Genomic DNA, 18,171 nt, shown 5'->3' with positions numbered 1-18,171 from the left:
GCGATGAGCGAGCGGACGACGCGGCTGTGGGAGGCCTTGAGTGATTGGAGCGGCTATTATTTCGACGTGACCGAGTGCCTGGAACGCGGTCGCAGCCGCTACCAGGAATACGAGGTATGGGTCTCGCCGCTTTTCGGGCGTATGTTCCGCCTCGATGGCTGCGCGATGACGAGCGAGGCCGACGAGTGCATCTATCACGAGAATCTCGTCCATGTGCCGGGGCTCGCGCATGCGGGGCCGCGTTCGGCGCTCGTCATCGGGGGCGGCGATGGCGGTTCGGCCGAGGAGCTCTTCAAATACCGCACGATGCAGCAGGTGGTGCTCGTCGAGCTCGACGAGAAAGTAGTCGAGCTCGCACACACCTATTTTCACGCGGTGCATCGCGGCGCGCTCGACGATCCGCGTCTGGAGCTGCGCGTGCAAGACGGCCTGGAATACGTGCGCCGCGTGGCTCCGGCCGAGGGAAGGAAATTCGACCTCGTGGTGCTGGATCTCACCGATCCGGTGGGGCCGGCGGCGGCGCTCTATCAAGAGGAGTTTTTCCGGGCGTGCAAGGCGCTGCTCGCCGAGGGTGGGGCGCTGTCGCTGCACGTGGGGGCGCCGGATCATCAGCCCGAGCGGGTGCGCGAGCTGCTGCGGCGCCTGCGCGCGGTCTTCGCCCATGTTCGTCCCCATCTGCACTACATCCCGCTCTACGGGGCGAACTGGACGCTCGCCTGTGCTTCCGACACGCTCGATCCGGCATCGCTCGACGCGGCGACGGTGGACGCGCGCATCGCCGAGCGGGGATTGCGCGACCTGCGCTATCTCGACGGCGAAACCTATCGGGCGCGTTTGGTCATGCCACGCTATTTGCGCGAGATCATGCAGCCGTGAAGGAACGCTCGCCGGCTGCGGCCGGACGCAATGTTTCACGTGGAACATCGCCCGAGGTCGATCCCCGCACCTTGAGCGGTGCGATCGAGCTCGCAGCCCAGGTCGTCGACAGGGTCCTCGCGGGACACAATGCGCTGGAGCATTATCACGCCCTGCGTGCGGCGCATCCCGTGACCGAGCCCGGCGCCTGGGGGCGGGTGCGTGATCTGGCCTGGAGCGCTCTGCGTGACTACGGTTGGGGGCGCTGGGTTTTGGCGCGGCTCGCTCCTCGTGGCGTACCCGAGCCGGTTCTCGCCCCTTTGCTGGTGGCGCTGTCGGCGCTGCGCGACGGTCCGCGCGATGCGCATGCGCTCACTCATCAGAGCGTGAGCTGTGTGCGTGCGCGGCAAGAACGTCTGGCAGGGTTCGCCAATGCCTTGTTGCGCACGTTCCTGCGCGAGCGCGAGGTGCTGCACCCCGAGGCGCTCGCCGAGGCGGCGCGCGCGAGTGCCGCCGTGCCCGCGGTTGGGCCGGAGGAGCAGGACGTGGCGGTGGCGCATTTCCGCCATCCCCGTTGGTGGATCGACAAGGTGCGCGCGCAGCATCCGCTCGAGTGGGAAGATGTGCTGCATGCCGGCAACACCCATCCACCGATGGGTTTACGGCTCAACCGCCGCCGCATCGACGAAGACGAGGCGCTCGCGCGGTTTGCCGAGGCCGGCATCGCCGTGCGTCAGGTCGGTCCGATGGCGCTGTTGCTGGAGTGGCCGATGCCGGTGGCGAAAGTTCCCGGCATTGCCGAGGGTTGGGTCTCGCCCCAGGACGTGGGGGCCCAGTTCGCGGCGCGTCTGCTCGCTCCGGTCGACGGCGAACGGGTGCTCGATGCCTGCGCCGCGCCGGGCGGCAAGAGCGGGCATCTGCTGGAGTTGGCCGATATCGAACTCACGGCCGTCGATGTCGAGGAGTCGCGGCTCGCGGCGCTGCGCCGTGCTCTGGCGCGGGTGGACGTACCGGTGCAGATCGTTCGTGGCGACGCGCGTCATCCAAAGCGCTGGTGGGATGGTAAGCCGTTCGATGCTATCCTCGCCGATGTGCCGTGTTCCGGCAGCGGCGTGGCGCGACGTCACCCAGACATCAAGTGGTTGCGCCGCGCAGAGGACGTTGCCGGTTTCGCCCGCCAACAGGGCGAGATCCTCGAAGGCTTATGGCCTTTGCTCGCGCCGGGCGGGCGGCTGTTGTACGCCACTTGTTCTCTTTTCGCCGAGGAAAACGAAGAGCGAGTGCGGGCGTTTTTGAAACGTCATCGCGATGCACGGGCCGTTCCTCTCGAGGGGAATCGCGAGACGATCACTCTTTTCCCGGACGAGACGCACGATGGGTTCTTCTACGCGCTGTTACGCAAAAACCATTGATTCATCTCGCCGCCGAACCCTGATCGCCATGGGGGCGATGGTATTGGGCGGGTTCGGCCTTGGGGCGAGCGCTCGGGAAGTGACGGCCAAAATCGCACACGCCCGACTATGGCGCAACGAATCCGGCGCTTGGTTCCTCGATGCCGACCTGAACATGGAGCGTTTTCCTCCAATGTGGGAGGATCTGCTACAACGGGGCATCGAGATGCCGCTGCGGCTCGAGCTGATGCTCTATCGTGAGCGTTGGTATTGGAGCGATCAGCTGGTCTATGGCAAATTTTGGCGCATCACGATACGGTATCGGCCCGTTACCCAGGATTGGCTTCTTTCCGTGGGCGAATCGACGCACGCGTTTTACGATCGAGAATCGCTGATGCAGGCATTGCGGAAGATCCGCGCCTGGCCCGTGGCTGGCGACATCTTCAACCCGCTAACCGACGTGCGTGCGGAACTGAAACTGGCCGTCGATTTGACCCGATCGCCGCAGACGGTTCGGGCAACGGCCCTGGGGAACGATGATTACGTTTGGGTGGTCGAGCCTTATCGCTGGTATCCGTGGAGAGAACGATGAATCGCGGCCTGATGGTCGTGATTCTCGCGGTGGTGGCGATTTCGATCTTTCTGCTCGCTACCGCGAGCAGCAATACCGACGTTTTCGGCAGTGCCTTTCCTTACTTTCTGACCCTGAATGCGGCGGTGGTGACCGGTCTCGGTGTGCTACTTGGCCGTCACGCCTGGCATCTCTATCGTCAGTACCGGCGCAAAAAGTTCGGTACACGCCTGCGCGTACGCTTGACGCTGATGTTTACCGCCATGGCGCTCATTCCGGCGGTGATCTTGTATCTGGTGTCGATGTTCTTCGTCGTGCGCTCGATCGAGACTTGGTTCGACGTCCGGGTCGAGAGGGCGTTGGAGAGCGGCGTGGCGCTGGCGCGCAATACCCTCGACAATCTGGTCTTGAAGGCTCGGCGCGATGCGGAAACCTTGCGCACCCACATTGCGCAAGAGGGGAGTTTCGACGTCGCCACGCTGACGCCGTTGCGCGAGAATCTGGGGCTCGCCTCGATCACGGTACTCAACGCCAAGGGAACGCCCTTGGTGACGGTGAGCCCCGACGATCGATGGCTGAGCTCGGTGTTGCCGTCTTCGGTCGAACTTCAAGTGGCGAGGAGTACGGGGATTTTCCACCGTGTGGATACTCCCCCGGACGGTGTTCCCGTGATCCGGGTGGTCGCGGCGCTGGAGGCGCGCACGCCGGGTGCGACGTTCGAGGCCGCTTTCGTTCAGATGGTGCAGCGGGTGCCGTGGAACATCAGCGAACAGATCGATGCCGTACAAACTGCGTACCAAGACTATCAGCAGATCGTGGTCGGAAAGGAGGGGCTACAGCGCATTTATGCGCTCACGCTCACGATCACGGTGCTGCTGTCACTGCTTGCGGCACTCGCACTGGCAATGTATCTGTCGCGTAAGTTCATCGCGCCGCTGATGGTGTTGGCGGAAGGAACGAGGGCGGTGGCATCGGGCGACTACCGGCCGCTTGCCCCGATCGCGGCGCGCGACGAGCTGGGAGTGCTGACGCGCTCGTTCGATGCGATGACGCAGCAACTCGCACAGGCTCGGCAGGCAGCGGAAGAATCGCGCGCCCAGATCGAGGCGGCGCGCGCTTACCTGGAGACGATCCTCGCCAACCTCAGCACGGGCGTGCTGGCGTTCGATGTGGAAGGGAAGTTGACCATCGCCAATGCCGCGGCTTCTCGTATCCTCGAAGTCGATCTGCAGGGGTGCACGGGGATTGCGCCCTCCTGCTGGACGATCGAGCCGGAGTTTGCCACCTTGATCGCCGAGCTCATCGGTCGTGAGCCGGCAGGCCCCATCGAATGGCGCCGTCGCTGCGCCGACGGGCATACGCAGATCTTGCTGCTGCACGTGGCCTCTCTGCCGACCCGCCACGGCAGCGGCCGCCTGGTCGTGTTCGACGACGTCACCGACCTCGTGCAGGCGCAGCGCACCGCCGCTTGGGGCGAGGTGGCGCGGCGCCTCGCGCACGAGATCAAGAATCCGCTCACCCCGATCCAGCTCTCGGCCGAGCGCTTGCGCTACAAGCTCGCCGATCGTCTCGATCCCGAGGCGCGGCAGATGCTCGAGCGCGCCACGCAAACGATCATCGATCAGGTGGAGGCGATGAAAAACCTGGTCAACGCCTTCCGCGATTATGCTCGTCTTCCCGCGCCGAAAAAGGACTGGCTCGACGTGGAATCCTTGTTGCGCAGCGTCCTCGTCCTGTACGAATCCTCACCGGCGCGCCTGGAGCTCGACTTGCCGCAGGAGGCTTTGCCGGCGCTGCGGGCCGATGCTTCCCAATTGCGTCAAGTGTTGCATAATCTCATCCAGAATGCGCAGGATGCGTTGGAGGGACGCCAGGACGGCCTGATCCGCATCGAACTTGAGCGCAAGGCGGATACCCTCACCCTCCGGGTGCTCGACAATGGCCCCGGATTCCCTTCGGAACTCCTACGCCACGCGTTCGAGCCCTATTTCACGACCAAGCCCAAGGGGACGGGGCTGGGTCTGGCGGTGATCAAGAAGATCCTCGATGATCATGGCGCGAGGGTCCGTCTGGTCAACCGGGCGGAAGGCGGGGCGATGGTGGAGATCGAATTCCCGCTCGGCGACGACGTACGTGAAGGAGGTCGCGATGGCTAGAGTGCTCATCGTCGACGATGAAGTCGGTATCCGCGAGTTGCTGCGTGAGATCCTCGAAGACGAGGGTTATGCCGTCGAGACGGCCGAGAACGGGCTGCAAGCGAACGAGCGCCTGGAGACGGAACGGCCCGATGTGATCCTGCTCGACATCTGGATGCCCGACGTCGACGGCATCACGCTCCTGCGACAGTGGATGGGACGGCAGCCGCCAGCGCCGCCGGTGATCATGATGTCGGGTCACGCCACGATCGACACGGCGGTCGAGGCAACTCGGATCGGAGCGATCGATTTTCTCGAGAAGCCGATCTCGATGCAGAAACTGCTGCCGGCGATCAAGGAGGCGGTGGCACGCTCTCGTCAGGCAAAAATTCCCAACGAGGTGGTGATCGGGCGACTGGGCGAACATCCGCTGTTGACCTCCGTGCTCGAAAAAGCGAGGGAATCTTTGCAGCGCGAGCGGGTGCTTTATCTGCAAGTGGCCGATTCATTCCTCATCGAAGCGTTGGCGCTGGCGCTCAAGTTACGCGAAGGTCCTTGGCTCGATCTCGGTAGCGAGACCCAACCACTGTCACGCGAGAAACTTCAGCGCGCTCGAGGGGGGCATTGGTTCGTCCTGCGAGCCCAGGATCTCACGCGACTACAACAGAAAAATCTCTGTTTCGCGCTCGAGCGACGCGACGAATATCAGGCCAAGGTGGTCGTCTTTGGTCACACGCCGGCCGAGGCATTGGCCAAGGAAGGGTGGCCCGAGCTCCTGAGTAGGGTCTTTGCGCGGTGCTGTGTCCCAGTGCCGAGGCGGGAGGAGGCATTGCGCGTCCTCGACACCCTGATGCCCTTGGCTCTGTCGGAAGTTGCCAAACGGCGCGGGAGCGATACCGTACCCCGATTGCCTCCCGGTAGCATGACACGCATGCCAAAAGGGATGCTGCCCCAAGAGATGGACTTGCTGGGGTTGGCCGAGGCCCTGCTCGATGCCGATGAGGGGGGCGTCGTGTCGCAGGAGGCGATCGAGCGGATTTTCGGGCTTCCTGACCAACCGACGCTGGATCGCTTGCTTACTTTACCCTTGCGTGAGGCGCGCGAGGCCTTCGAACGGATGTACTTCGAGCGGCTCCTCGAACGAGAGGCCTTGCCCATGAGCCGGGTGGCCGAGCTCGCCGGTTTGGAGCGCACGCACCTATACCGCAAAATCAAGCAGCTTGGACTCACGATCAAACGAGGGCAGGAAGTCGAGTGAGAAACCGTCGCTCGCAGTGACGGGCGGGCGGCTCGAAGAACCGTCGCGAGCGGCTGCAGGGCAAGGCGCCCGGAGCGCAGGATGCGAGACATATCACCCAGATAGGCGAGCATCCGAGCACCGCGCAACGCCGCCATGAAGCCGCGCAGCAGGTTATTCGAGGTGCCCAGGTATTTTCCAGAGTGCCCGCCGGGGACGGTGTCCGCTTTTCGTATAATGCGGGCTGTCCTGTGCGCCACGGAGCCGCTACCCCATGCCTTCTCTGAAAAACGACCGTCTCCTGCGGGCGCTGCTGCGCCAGCCCGTAGATCGCACGCCGATCTGGTTGATGCGGCAGGCCGGGCGCTATTTACCCGAATACCGCGAGACGCGCCGACGGGCCGGCAGTTTCCTCGCCTTGTGCAAGGATCCTGCCTTGGCCACCGAAGTGACGCTCCAGCCGCTTGCGCGCTTCGGGCTCGATGCGGCGATCCTCTTTTCCGACATCCTGACGGTGCCCGATGCGATGGGGCTGGGGCTGTATTTCGTCGAAGGCGAAGGGCCGAAGTTCGAGCGGCCGCTGCGCAGCGAATGGGAGATCCGCAATCTTGCTGCCCCGGATCCCACGGTGGAACTCGCCTACGTGCTCGAGGCGGTGCGGCATATCCGGCATGCCCTCGACGGCTCGGTGCCCCTGATCGGTTTCTCCGGCAGCCCCTGGACGCTCGCGTGCTACATGGTCGAAGGGGGAGCGAGCGAGGATTACCGTACGGTCAAGACGTTGCTCTACTCCCGCCCCGATCTGATGCACCGCATCCTCGAGGTGACGACGCAGGCGGTGACCGATTACCTCAACGCCCAGATCGAGGCGGGAGCGCAGGCGGTGATGCTCTTCGATTCCTGGGGCGGGGTGCTCGCCGAGGAAGCCTTCAAGACGTTTTCCCTGCCGTATCTGGCGCGCATCGTCGCGGGCTTGCGCCGTGAGGCGGAAGGCCGCATCGTTCCCTCCATCGTCTTCACCAAGGGGGGCGGCGTGTGGCTGGAAGATTTGGCCAGCATCGGCGCCGATGCCGTGGGGCTGGATTGGACGATGGACATCGGCCGGGCTCGGGCTCTGGTCGGGGACAAAGTGGCGCTGCAGGGCAATCTCGATCCGGCGATCCTCTTCGCGCCGCCCGACGTGGTGGTACGCGAAGCCTGCAAGGTGCTCGAAGCCTTCGGGCATGGCTCGGGGCACGTCTTCAACCTGGGGCACGGCATCTCGCAGCACACGCCGCCGGAGCACGTGGCGGCGCTGGTCCACGCCGTCCAGACCGAGAGCGTGAAATATCACCACAAGGCATGAGCGAGGGGATGCGCCGGGTCCAGGTGCTGCTGCCGTTTCCCGGCGAGGGGTTGTTCGACTACCGGGTTTCCGAATCGGTCGTGCCGGGGCAGATCGTGCGCGTGCCCTTCGGCCGCGGCGCGAAGCTGGGCATCGTGTGGTCGCTCGAAGCGGATCCGTCCGTTCCTGACGAGCGGATCAAAGCGGTGGAGGCGGTCTGGGAGGGGTTGCCGCCGCTTGTCTCGGCCGATCGCGAATTGCTCGAATTCACCGCCCATTATTATCTTGCACCGCTCGGGGAGGTCGTGGCGGCGATGCTGCCTCCTGCCCTGCGCCGGCGCAAGCGCGAACCCCGTACGGCGAAACCGGACACGGGTGGGAGCGCGATGACGGTCGGGCTGCTGCCCGAGCTCACGCCAGGGCAAAGAGCGGCGCTCGAGGCGGTGCCGCGGGAAGGGTTCTCGGTGACGCTGTTGCACGGGATCACCGGCAGCGGCAAAACGGAAGTCTACCTGCGCCTGATCGCCGACTGTCTCGCCCGAGGGCGGCAGGCGCTACTCCTGGTGCCCGAGATCGGCCTCACGCCGCAGCTCACCGAGCGGGTACGCGCCCGTTTCTCTTCGGCGCGCATCGTGTGCCTGCATTCGGATGCGCCCGCCGGCGAGCGTTCGGCGGCCTTCGTGGCGGCGCTGCGCGGCGAGGTCGATATCGTGCTCGGCACGCGGCTCGCGGTGTTCGCGCCTTTCGTGCGGCTGGGGCTGGTGGTGGTGGACGAGGAGCACGATCCCTCCTACAAACAGTTCGAAGGGGTGCCGTATTCGGCGCGCGATCTGGCGGTCTGGCGCGCGCGCCGGTGGAACGTGCCGATCGTGCTCGGCTCGGCCACGCCCTCGCTCGAGAGCTGGGCGGCCTGCGAGGCGGGCCGCTACCGGCGTGTGGCTTTGTCCGCCCGGGCGAGCGGCCAACCGCTGCCGACGATAGAGCTCATCGATACGACGCAGACGAGCGCCGAGGAGGGGGTGAGCGAGCCCCTTGCGCGGGCGATCGAAGAGACGCTCGGGCGCGGCGAGCAGGCCCTCGTTTTCCTCAATCGCCGCGGCTATGCGCCGGTGGTACGCTGCGGCCATTGCGGCTGGGTGAGCCGCTGCCCCAATTGTTCGGTCAATCTCGTCTTCCACCGCGACGATGGCCGGATGCATTGCCACCACTGCGGTCATCGCGAGGCCCCGCCGCGAGCCTGTCCCGAGTGCGGCGCGCTCGACTTGCGGCCCATCGGCCGCGGCACGCAGCGGCTGGAGGAGCGGCTGCAGGCGTTGTTTCCCCAGGCCCGGATCGCTCGCATCGACCGCGACGCGGTGAAGACCCTGGTCCAATGGGAAACCTTGCTCGAGGAGGTGCGCGCGGGGCAATACGACCTGCTCGTGGGCACGCAGATGATGGCCAAGGGGCACGATTTTCCGTCGCTCACGCTCGTCGGCGTGATCGGGGCCGATGCCGGGCTCTATGCCGCCGAAGTGCGAGCCACGGAACGGATGTTCCAGCAGTTGATGCAGGTGGCCGGCCGGGCCGGCCGGGCGGGCGCGCCGGGTCGGGTGTTGATACAGACCGAATTTTCACAGCATCCGCTCTTTCGCGAACTCGCGGCGCACGACTATGCGGCGTTTGCGGCGAGGACGCTCGCCGAGCGTCGGGCGCTGCGTCTGCCGCCTTTTGCTTTTCAGGCATTGCTGCGCGCCGACGACGAAACATTGGAACCGGCGCTCGCGTTCCTCGAGGAAGCGCGAAGCGCCGCCCGTAGCCTTGCGGCAAGCGAAGCCTGGCCGATCCGGGTGTTCGATCCGGTCCCGATGCGTCTCGTGCGCCTCGCGCGTCGCGAACGGGCCCAGCTGCTCGTCGAGGGGGATCACCGTCCTGCGCTGCACGCTTTCCTCGAGCGTTGGGCCGGGGCATTGCGTGAGTTGCCGCATCCCCGTTCGTTGCGCTGGCGCCTGGAGGTGGATCCGCTGGAGACTTGAGGCTCACTCGCGACGGGCTTCGGGCGCGACCACGACCCGATTTCTTCCCCCCTCTTTCGCTGCGTAGAGCGCGGCATCTGCTCGAGAAAGCGCCGCATCGAGCGTCGTCTCTCCGGGAGCGACGGCGGCCACGCCCACGCTGATCGTCACCGTCTCGCCGCCGCTGCCGGGGATACGCACGCGCTCGGCCGCGCTCTGGCGCAAGCGCTCGGCGAGCTGCCGTGCCCCGGCCACGGTGGTATGGGGGAGGACGACGGCGAATTCTTCGCCGCCGAGACGTCCGGCGAGATCCTGCTCGCGTAGCGTCTCGCTCAGGATCGCGGCAACGGAGCGTAGGACCTGGTCGCCGGCGGCGTGACCATAGCGATCATTCACCTGCTTGAAGTGATCGAGGTCGAACATGAGCACCGCGATCGGCCATGCGGGATCGCGTTCGGCGAGCAGGCGTTCCCCGGCAGTGAAGAAGGCGCGCCGGTTCGCCAGGCCCGTCAAGGAATCGGTGCCGGCCTGGCGGCGCAGCTCGGCTTCCATCTGCTTGAGGGTGGTGATGTCGGTGAAGATCACCACCGCGCCGCCATCGGGCAGAGGCGAGACGGTCAGCCGTATCGGCACGGCGTGCCCGTCGCGGTGCAGGAAGTAGTCTTCTCCGGGGGGAAAGGAGCGTCGTTCGCGAACGGCCTGGTGGATGAGGCAGGCCTCGCGGGGCATGACCGTGCCGTCGGGATAGCGGGAATGCAGCACCTCATAGGCGCATCGGCCACGCATCTCATCGGCCGTATAGCCGAGGATGCGTTCGGCGGCCGGGTTCCACAGCACGACGTTTTCTTGGGGATCGACGGCGAAGATGCCTTCGCCGGCCGATTCGAGCAGCACCTCGATGGTGCGGGCGCGTTGCTCGGCGAGCTGCCATTGTTCCTCGGCTGCGCGCAGCAGCCGGTTGCGTTCGGTAACGTCGACAGATACGCCGACGATGAGGTCGATGCGGTCCGCCTCGCCGTCTATGGGCGTGAGGGTGGTCTGGAATTGACGGCAGCCGACGTTGGGGATCTCCAGGCGTTCTTCGTAGCGCAGCGTCTTGCCTTCCTGGAGGCAGCGCCGGTACATCGCCTCGAAGTGCGCCGCCTGCTCCGGGGCGAAGAGTTCTCGAGGGCGCGCGCCTTCCCAGACTTCGGGGGAGACGCGCAGGATCTCGTACAGAGCACGGTTGCCGGCGAGATAGCGAAATGCGCCGTCGGGCTCTACCGCCACCAGGAACATGAGCTCTTCCAGGTGCTCGACCATGGAGCGAAAGAGCCGCTCGCTGCGCGCGAGGCGCTCCTGCGTGAGGATGCGTTCGGTGACGTTGGCGATGAAGCCGTACCACAGCACCGACCCGTCGGGTTGGCGCTCGGTACTCGCTTCGCCCTCGGCCCAGACGATGCGCCCGTCGGGCAGTACGTGCCGATAGAGAAGGCGCCAGGGTTCGAGCGTGGCCATCGACCGGTCGGAAGAGGCCATCATCGCCGCGCGATCGTCGGGATGGACCGTGGCGAAAAAGGCCGAGGCGTCTTCACGCAGGAGTTCTGGATCCACGCCACACAGGCGTTTCATCCCCTCGCTCGCATAGGGAAAGGACATGTGCCCCTGCGGTGTACGGCGAAAAACGTAGATGACTCCGGGCAGGTGCTGGCTGATTTTGTGCAGCACATCCAAGCGACCCTCCACGTGGATGGGAGGCGTAGGAAAATTGGCCTCGGTCGACATGGCGTTCTCTCACGGAAGGTTTTTTCCGTAAGCTTACCTCAGTATCCCTGCGAAAATACGCTCATGGCAGGGAGGGACTCAGGGGGAGGCATATCCAGGCGCGGCAAGACCACTCGCATCGTCGTGCCGCGACCGTCCGCCCCTTCCTCGGCGCCGACGCGGCCACCATGGAAGGCCACGATGCGCTGCACGATGGCGAGTCCCAGTCCGGCGCCGCCGCTGGGGCTGCCGACTTCGACGATGCCCTCGCGCACGCCTCCGGGAAGGAGGGTCTGTACCGGGGCGTCGAGATAGTGCTCGAGGAAGAACGGCGTCTCGCCCCGGCGCAGCGCGAGCGCCGCCCGCACCTGGCCGGTGGCATCGCGCAGGGCGAGGAAGGGCCCGCGCGGCTGCGCGATGTGCGCCCCGTACCGGGCCAGGTAGATGTCCTGTACGAATCGGGCGATCTCCTCGCTCGATGCTTCGTTTTCGGCCACCCAGGCCGCTTCCGTGAGTCTGCCGGAGGCGTTCTTTTTCGGTCGGGCGGCACAGCTGATCGTCGCCATCGGGATCTCCTCGTTTCGTCGCGATGGGAGATACGATACGGTGGCGAACTTAAGGAAAGCTTAAATGCCGTCTCCTCGGCGAAATGCGCGCAAATGGCGCCGCAGCCAACTCTTGGCGGCTTCCAGGAGCAGCAGCACGCCGGCACCGACGGCGAGGGTGAGCGCCACGTCGTCGGGGTGCAAAGGGCCGAAATGCAGCAGGTCGCGCGCCGGCGGCCACAGCAGGACGACGGCGGAGAAGGCGGCGACGAGGCCGGCGATCGCCGCCAGCATCGGGTTCGGGCGCCGGAACGCTTCCCGCAACGAGGCCGAAAACGAGCGGTCGATGAGCACGAGCCCCAGCAGGCTCGTCACGAGCGAGAAGAAGGTGAGGGCGCGCACTTCTTCGTCCGACAGGCCGCGCGCCACCGCGCCCAGCAGCACGCCGGTCACGAGCGCCAGGGCGAGCGCCCCTTGGGCCACACCCCAGGTGAGCAGCGGCCAGGAGAAGAGCGGTTCCTGCGGTGGCCGCGGTGGGCGGCGCATCACGTCGTCCTCTTCGGGTTCGGCTTCGAAGACGAGGGAGCAGACGGGGTCGATCACCATCTCCAGCAAGGCGATGTGGATCGGACCGAGCACCAGCGGCAGGCCGAGCAGCAGGGGCAACAGCGCCAACCCGGCGATCGGCAGATGGACCGCGAGGATGAAGAGCATCGCCTTGACGAGGTTGTCGTAGATGCGCCGTCCCAGGCGGATCGCCTGCACGATGGCGCCGAAATCGTCGTCGAGCAGCACGAGCGCGGCCGCTTCGCGGGCGACGTCGGTACCGCGCCCGCCCATGGCGATGCCGATGTGTGCGGCCTTGAGCGCCGGGGCGTCATTCACGCCGTCGCCGGTCATGGCGACGACCTCTCCGGCCGCTTTCAGGGCTTCGACGAGGCGCAGTTTCTGCGTGGGGGCGATACGGGCGAAGACCGTCACCTGCGACGCCCGTCGGCGTAGTTCGGTCTCGTCGAGCCGCGCCAGTTCTTCGCCGGTCATCACCTCGTCGGCGGCGATGCTGGCGGCCCGGGCGATCGCCCGGGCGGTGGCCGGATAGTCGCCGGTGATCATCACCACACGCACGCCCGCCGAATGGCACTGCGCCACCGCTTCCGGCACGCCGGGGCGCAGAGGGTCGGCGAGTCCGGCCAGGCCGACGAAGGAAAAGGCGAAGGCGCGAGGATCTTCCGGCAAAGGATCCTCGGCACCCTGGGCGCGGGCGAGCGCCAGCACCCGTAAGCCTTCACTCGCCATCGCTTCCACTTGCGCAAGCAATGCCGCGCGCGCCGCCTCGTCCATGCGGCACAGGGTCGCGATCGTCTCGGGGGCGCCCTTGCTGGCGACGAGGATCTCGCCTCGAGCCGAGCGCCACACCCGCGTCACCGCGAGCAGCTCGGGCCGCAGGCCGTATTCCTTTACGGGGGTGAGATCGATGGTGACCGGCTCCGGGCAGCGCCGCTCCAGCTCGTGGAAAGCGAGTTCCATCGGATCGAAGGGGTCGTCGGCGCTTGCGAGCCGGGCACACTCGGCCAGCGCCCGGAAGGGTTCGGGCAGCAGGGAGGCGTCGTCTTCCCTCGTCCAGACCGATCCGTCGGGTCGGCGCAGGGCGACCACGCGCATGCGGTTCTCGGTCAGGGTCCCGGTCTTGTCGGTGCACAGTACCGTGGCCGAACCGAGCGTCTCGATGGCGGCGGCGCGCCGCGTCAGCACCCGGGCGCGCGAGATGCGCCAAGCGCCCATCGCCATGAACACGGCGAGCACGACGGGAAATTCCTCCGGCAGCATCGACATGCCCAGCGCGATGCCGGCGAGGAAGGCTTCGGTCCAGCTGCCGCGCAGGCTGCCGTAGAGTAGCGTCGCGGCGAGCGCCGTGGCCGTGCCGAGGGTGGCGAAGAGCCGCACGATCTGCCGCGTTTGGCGCTGCAGGCGCGGTGGCTCGGTGTCGATGTGCGCCAGCGCCGTGCCGATCTTGCCGAATTCGCTGCGTGCCCCCGTGGCGAGGACGCGCGCGAGCCCACGGCCGCGCACCACGAGCGTGCCGGAGAAGACGTAGGGCAGATCGTCTCCGCCGGGCGAGGGCGGCGGCAAAGAAGTTCCGGGGTGCGGAGCGGTTTTGCGCACGGGGACTGATTCGCCGGTGAGCAAGGATTCGTCGACCAGCAGATCCTGGGCCTCGAGGAGCACTGCGTCGGCCGGGACGCGGTCGCCCTCGGCGAGCACGATCAGGTCGCCGCGCACCACTTCCCGCCCCGGGATGCGCTGCTGCTGCCCGTCGCGGATGACCAGCGCCCGTGGGCTGGAGAGTTCGCGCAGCGCGGCGAGCACCCGTTCGGTGCGGCTCTCCTGGATCGTCGTGATCAGCACGGAGAAAATGGCGAAGACGAGCAGCACCAGCCCTTCGGTCAGGTCGCCGACGAGCAGGTAGATTCCCGCGCCGGCGAGCAGCAGGAGGAGCATCGGTTCGCGCAATACTTCGCCCACGATGCGCCACGGCGTGCGCCGGCGCTCCTGCGGCAATTCGTTCGGCCCTTCGTCGGCCAAGCGCCGCCGGGCCTCTTCGCTCGAGAGTCCGCGCGACGTCTCCTCGGTGCCGGAGGGGGGTGATTCGCTCATCGGCCGGTTCCTTCCGGCGGTACGGGAAGGGTAAGGGTGAATCGTGCCCCGCCCAGGCGGCTCTCACCGGGTTCGACGCGGGCGCCGAGGAGCTCCGCCGCTTCGCGCACCAGCGTCAAGCCCAGACCCGTGCCCGGGGCGGCGGAGTCGCGTGCAAAGGGGGCGAAAAGCTTTTCCCGCCGCTCCGGGGCAATGCCGGGGCCGTCGTCCTCGACGTCGAGCCGCATGAGGTTCCCCTCTCGGCGCAGCGAGACCCGCACGGTACTGCCCGGCGGCGTGTGACGCAGTGCATTGCCGACGAGATTGCGCACGATGAGGGCGAGCGGCTCCGGTGCGAGCAGGGCGGGCAGAGCCTCGGGCAAGTCCACCTCCAGCGTGTGACCGAGGGCTTGGGCCTGCGGCCAGAGGAGGGCCAATTCCTGACGAACGACTTCGGCGGCGTCGATGGTACGTCGTGGCCGGCGCGCGTCGTGTCCCAGGCGCGCGAGCGTGAGCAATTGCTCGATGAGCTGGGCGGCGCGGGTCGTGCCTTCGCGCGCGGCTTGCAGTGCTTCCCGGCGGCGCGCCTCGTCGCCTTCGACGAGGGCGGCGTCCAGATGCGCCGCGATCGCGGCGATCGGTGTGCGCAGTTCGTGGGCGACGTCGGCGGTGAAGCGCCGCTCACGCTCGAAGGCTTGGGACAAGCGGGCGAGTAGCTCATTGACCGCCCCTACCACGGGTTCGAGTTCCTGCGGCGCATCGGGCAAGTCGACCGGCTCGAGCGCGTCCGGGCGACGGCGCCGCAGAGCGTGCGACAGCGCCATGAGCGGGCGTAATCCTCGCCCGATCGCCCACCAGGAAAAAAGTGCGAGCGCACCGGCCCCCACGCTGAGGGTTTCCACCGAGTGTTCTACCAGCTCTTCGGTGAGTTCGCCGTGCAGATCCAGCGGATGCGCGGCGAACACCCGCGCCCCGTCGGGGCGGGTGCTGGCATAGACGCGCCAGCCCGGTTTGCCGGGAAGACGATGAAAGCCGTCCTCGAGCCGGGAAAAATCGGCGCCCGGCGGCAGCGAGCCAAAGCGCACGATCTCCCCACCACCGGGATCGAGCACCAGCACGCCGGCGTGCTTGCCAGCCTTTCGCGCTCGTTTGTCCGGCGGTTCGGGGTACGCCGCTTCTCCTCGGCCCAGCGGGACCGCGGAAATCGCCTCGACGCTTGCCACGAGCCGCGCATCCAGCAGCTCCCTTGCCTCCTTGCTGCTTTCCCTCACGACGTAGGCGAGTGAGACGAGCCAGAAGAGCGCCACCCCGGCAAGTAGCCAGAGCGTGAGGCGCAGGCGCAGCGAATGGCCGAGCCGGCGCCAGAGGGTCATCGTGCGGCTCCTTGCGCCGCCGGACCCAGGCGATAACCCAGACCGCGCACCGTGTCGATGATGTCCGGATCGATCTTGCGACGCAGATGATGGATGAGCACCTGCAGCACGTTGCTGTCGGGAGCTTCGTCCGCCTCGTAGAGCGCCTGCTCGAGCTGGATCTTGGTGAAGACCCGGCCCGGGCTGCGCGCGAGGCGCTCGAGCAGGCGGTATTCCATCGCCGAGAGCTCCACCGGCGCACCGTCGAACCACACGGCGTGTCCGGCCGTGTCCAGGCGCAGACGCCCCAGGTCGATGAACGAACGCGCCCGCCCCTCGCCGCGGCGCACCAGCGCCCGCAGGCGGGCGGCGATCTCCTCGAGCGGGGCCGGCTTCACCACGTAGTCGTCCGCTCCCTCGTCGAGGCCGGCGATGCGCTCGGAGAGCGCGTCGCGCGCCGTCAGGATCAGCACCGGGAGGACGAGCCCCTCGGCGCGCCAACGCCTGAGCGCGTGCATCCCGTCTTCCTGCGGCAAGCCCAGATCGAGCACCACGGCGTCGAACGGCTCGGACTGCAGCAGGCGGAAGGCCGAAGCCGCCTCCCGTGCCCATGCCACGTTCATCCCCAGGGCCTCCAGCCCCCGTTCGAGGCCCGCGCCTAGGAGCGCATCGTCCTCGACGAGCAATACCCGCATCTTTGCTCCTTCATTGGCGCAGCAACCAGTAGACCACGATCGCCACCCAGACGAACAGCACGACGGCCATGGGGGTGTAGGGCCGCCCGATCGCTTCCTGCGGCGCGCCGCGTTTCACCCCCAGCACCATCGCGCGGACGAGATTCTCGCGATGGGCGAGACTGCCGATGAACACCCCGGCCAGATGCACCAGCACCACGGCGAGCATGAGGTTCGCCAGCGCCTCGTGCGCCTCTTCGACGAACTTGCCGCCGATCTCTTCGTAGGCGCACCATCCGACGAGGGGCGTGAGGACCCCGAGGGCGAGCAAGGCGAGGATGGCGATGCCGCCCGCCGGATTGTGCCCGGTGTAATGGGGCGGCTGCAAGCGTATCAAGCCGACGAGGTAGTCCCAAACTTCGCGCCAGGGACGCACGAAAGAGGAGAATCGCGCCGACCACGGGCCGACGAAGCCCCAGACCACGCGAAAGAGCACCACTGCGGCCACCGTGCCGCCGGCAGCCACGTGCACGAGCCGCAGCCGCTCGGACTCGCCGGTGAGCCAGGCGACGAGGAACCCGAGCGCCATCAGCCAGTGCCCGAGCCGCACGACGGCGTCCCAGATCAATACCTTGTTTTCGTTCGGCTCCATGACGAGGCTCCGTTAGTCCTTGTAGGGACCATAGCCGGGGATGTCGATCTCGCGCTCGCGGTACGAGCCTTCTTCGGCCCGCTTGTGGCAGGCGCCGCAGTTGGCCGGGGATTTCACCCGAGGGTCGCGCCAGGCCGCGGCGGGAACTTCGTCGTGCTCTTTTTCGAACCAGCGCGTTCGCGTGATGCGCGGCGGATCTCCCGCACCTTGCGTGCGACGGCCATCGCCCGCATTGCGCACGAGAAAGTCGGTGAGCTCCTGCGCCGTCTGCGGGGACAGTGAGGCGTCGTCCCCGTAGTGGTGCGCGAGGTCGGCCATCACTTTGCGCCAATCCTCGGCCGAGAGCAAGGACGGCGGGAAGGGAACGTGGCAGCTGCCGCATTCCTGACGGTAGAGCGGCGAGAGCGGCGCCCCTTTGCTCTTGTCTTTATAGCGGGTCTCGTGCTTCTCCTGTTCGGCGCGTTCGTGCCGCTCTTCGGCCGAGACCACGATCGGCGCAGCGATGAGGGCGGCGCACAGGGCGGTGGTGAAAAGATGTCCGTAGCGACGGTAAAGTCGTTCGATCGCATTCATGTCGGGTCTCCTTCGGTCATTGGCGCACGAGCCAGGCGAGAAAATCGGCTTTCTCCGCCGCCGTGCATTCGCGTCCCACCACTTCCTTGCAGTTGCGGCGGAACCATTTTTCGATCTTGGCCTCGTCGGTGAACCGCTCGGGATTGGCGCTCACCGCGAGCGGCGCGATCGTCTTGCCGGTGACCACGTGTTTGCCCGCTTGCCGGGGATCGTGGCCATGGCAGGCATGGCAGCCGGGCATGTCGGCCGACACACCGTGATTCTGGCGATAGAAGGCTTCGCCGCGGCCGGGGTCGGGGGTGAAACCCGGCTGTTCCTGGGCGGCGCGCTGCGCATAGCGCTCGGCCATCGTCGCCGGCGTTTCGGCCACGGCGCAGAGAGAAAAGCCGGAGAGCAGGATGGAAAAGAGCCAGGTGGCTCGCTTGCGGAAGATCGGGGATTTCATGGCGACCTCTTCGTCGTGATGCGCACGTGCTCATTGGAGCACAGGG

The 18,171-nt window shown here is 66.8% G+C and carries 15 protein-coding genes; 7 read left to right on the top strand and 8 right to left on the bottom strand.

The window, feature by feature from the left end; genetic code table 11:
• Positions 1-3: 3 nt before the first annotated feature.
• The 7 genes from speE (at position 4) to EPD81_RS03660 (ending at position 9,528) form a co-directional block, all read left to right on the top strand.
• Positions 4-876 (top strand): polyamine aminopropyltransferase, encoded by an 873-nt coding sequence (speE, locus tag EPD81_RS03690; RefSeq protein WP_142804036.1) that lies wholly within the window; start codon positions 4-6, stop codon positions 874-876.
• Positions 873-2,267: a 16S rRNA (cytosine(967)-C(5))-methyltransferase RsmB gene (rsmB, locus tag EPD81_RS03685; protein WP_142804035.1), complete on the top strand. Its 1,395-nt coding sequence runs from the start codon at positions 873-875 to the stop codon at positions 2,265-2,267. Before speE ends, rsmB begins: the two co-directional genes overlap by 4 nt.
• Positions 2,268-2,295: 28 nt before the next feature.
• Positions 2,296-2,838 carry a DUF4390 domain-containing protein gene (locus EPD81_RS03680; protein WP_185955341.1) on the top strand — a complete coding sequence of 181 codons (543 nt, stop codon included), beginning with the start codon at positions 2,296-2,298 and terminating at the stop codon, positions 2,836-2,838.
• On the top strand, positions 2,835-4,973 hold the full coding sequence (locus EPD81_RS03675; RefSeq protein WP_142804033.1) for an ATP-binding protein: 2,139 nt from the start codon (positions 2,835-2,837) through the stop codon (positions 4,971-4,973). Before EPD81_RS03680 ends, EPD81_RS03675 begins: the two co-directional genes overlap by 4 nt.
• Positions 4,966-6,210 carry a sigma-54-dependent Fis family transcriptional regulator gene (locus EPD81_RS10895; RefSeq protein ID WP_185955340.1) on the top strand — a complete coding sequence of 415 codons (1,245 nt, stop codon included), beginning with the start codon at positions 4,966-4,968 and terminating at the stop codon, positions 6,208-6,210. The genes EPD81_RS03675 and EPD81_RS10895 overlap by 8 nt, the downstream gene beginning before the upstream one ends.
• A gap of 253 nt (positions 6,211-6,463) precedes the next feature.
• Positions 6,464-7,534 (top strand): uroporphyrinogen decarboxylase, encoded by a 1,071-nt coding sequence (gene hemE / locus EPD81_RS03665; protein ID WP_142804031.1) that lies wholly within the window; start codon positions 6,464-6,466, stop codon positions 7,532-7,534.
• Positions 7,531-9,528 carry a primosomal protein N' gene (locus tag EPD81_RS03660; RefSeq protein ID WP_221929198.1) on the top strand — a complete coding sequence of 666 codons (1,998 nt, stop codon included), beginning with the start codon at positions 7,531-7,533 and terminating at the stop codon, positions 9,526-9,528. The genes hemE and EPD81_RS03660 overlap by 4 nt, the downstream gene beginning before the upstream one ends.
• 3 nt (positions 9,529-9,531) lie before the next feature.
• On the opposite strand, the gene EPD81_RS03655 is transcribed toward EPD81_RS03660, so the two are convergent.
• From EPD81_RS03655 to EPD81_RS03620, 8 genes are read right to left on the bottom strand one after another with little or no spacing between them, the layout of a single operon-like run.
• Entirely contained in the window at positions 9,532-11,271 is a 1,740-nt protein-coding gene (locus tag EPD81_RS03655; RefSeq protein WP_142804029.1) for a sensor domain-containing diguanylate cyclase, read from the bottom strand.
• A gap of 38 nt (positions 11,272-11,309) precedes the next feature.
• Positions 11,310-11,816, bottom strand: a complete 507-nt coding sequence (locus EPD81_RS03650) for a thermostable hemolysin (protein ID WP_142804028.1) — start codon at positions 11,814-11,816, stop codon at positions 11,310-11,312.
• 60 nt (positions 11,817-11,876) lie between these two features.
• Entirely contained in the window at positions 11,877-14,450 is a 2,574-nt protein-coding gene (locus tag EPD81_RS03645; protein WP_142804027.1) for a cation-translocating P-type ATPase, read from the bottom strand.
• Positions 14,447-15,802 (bottom strand): sensor histidine kinase KdpD, encoded by a 1,356-nt coding sequence (locus tag EPD81_RS03640; protein WP_142804026.1) that lies wholly within the window; start codon positions 15,800-15,802, stop codon positions 14,447-14,449. Before EPD81_RS03640 ends, EPD81_RS03645 begins: the two co-directional genes overlap by 4 nt.
• Positions 15,799-16,476 (bottom strand): response regulator, encoded by a 678-nt coding sequence (locus EPD81_RS03635; protein WP_142804025.1) that lies wholly within the window; start codon positions 16,474-16,476, stop codon positions 15,799-15,801. Before EPD81_RS03635 ends, EPD81_RS03640 begins: the two co-directional genes overlap by 4 nt.
• 10 nt (positions 16,477-16,486) lie before the next feature.
• The gene (locus EPD81_RS03630; RefSeq protein WP_142804024.1) at positions 16,487-17,107 is read right to left on the bottom strand and encodes a cytochrome b/b6 domain-containing protein; all 621 of its coding nucleotides are present in this window, start codon (positions 17,105-17,107) and stop codon (positions 16,487-16,489) included.
• Positions 17,108-17,119: 12 nt separating this feature from the next.
• The gene (locus tag EPD81_RS03625) at positions 17,120-17,680 is read right to left on the bottom strand and encodes a diheme cytochrome c (RefSeq protein ID WP_142804023.1); all 561 of its coding nucleotides are present in this window, start codon (positions 17,678-17,680) and stop codon (positions 17,120-17,122) included.
• 16 nt (positions 17,681-17,696) lie between these two features.
• Positions 17,697-18,125, bottom strand: a complete 429-nt coding sequence (locus tag EPD81_RS03620) for a DUF1924 domain-containing protein (RefSeq protein WP_206673231.1) — start codon at positions 18,123-18,125, stop codon at positions 17,697-17,699.
• Positions 18,126-18,171 lie beyond the last annotated feature (46 nt).

The organism is Tepidiphilus sp. J10, from assembly GCF_006980785.1.
Classification (GTDB): domain Bacteria; phylum Pseudomonadota; class Gammaproteobacteria; order Burkholderiales; family Rhodocyclaceae; genus Tepidiphilus; species Tepidiphilus olei.
This window is presented reverse-complemented; position numbering and strand designations above follow the sequence as displayed.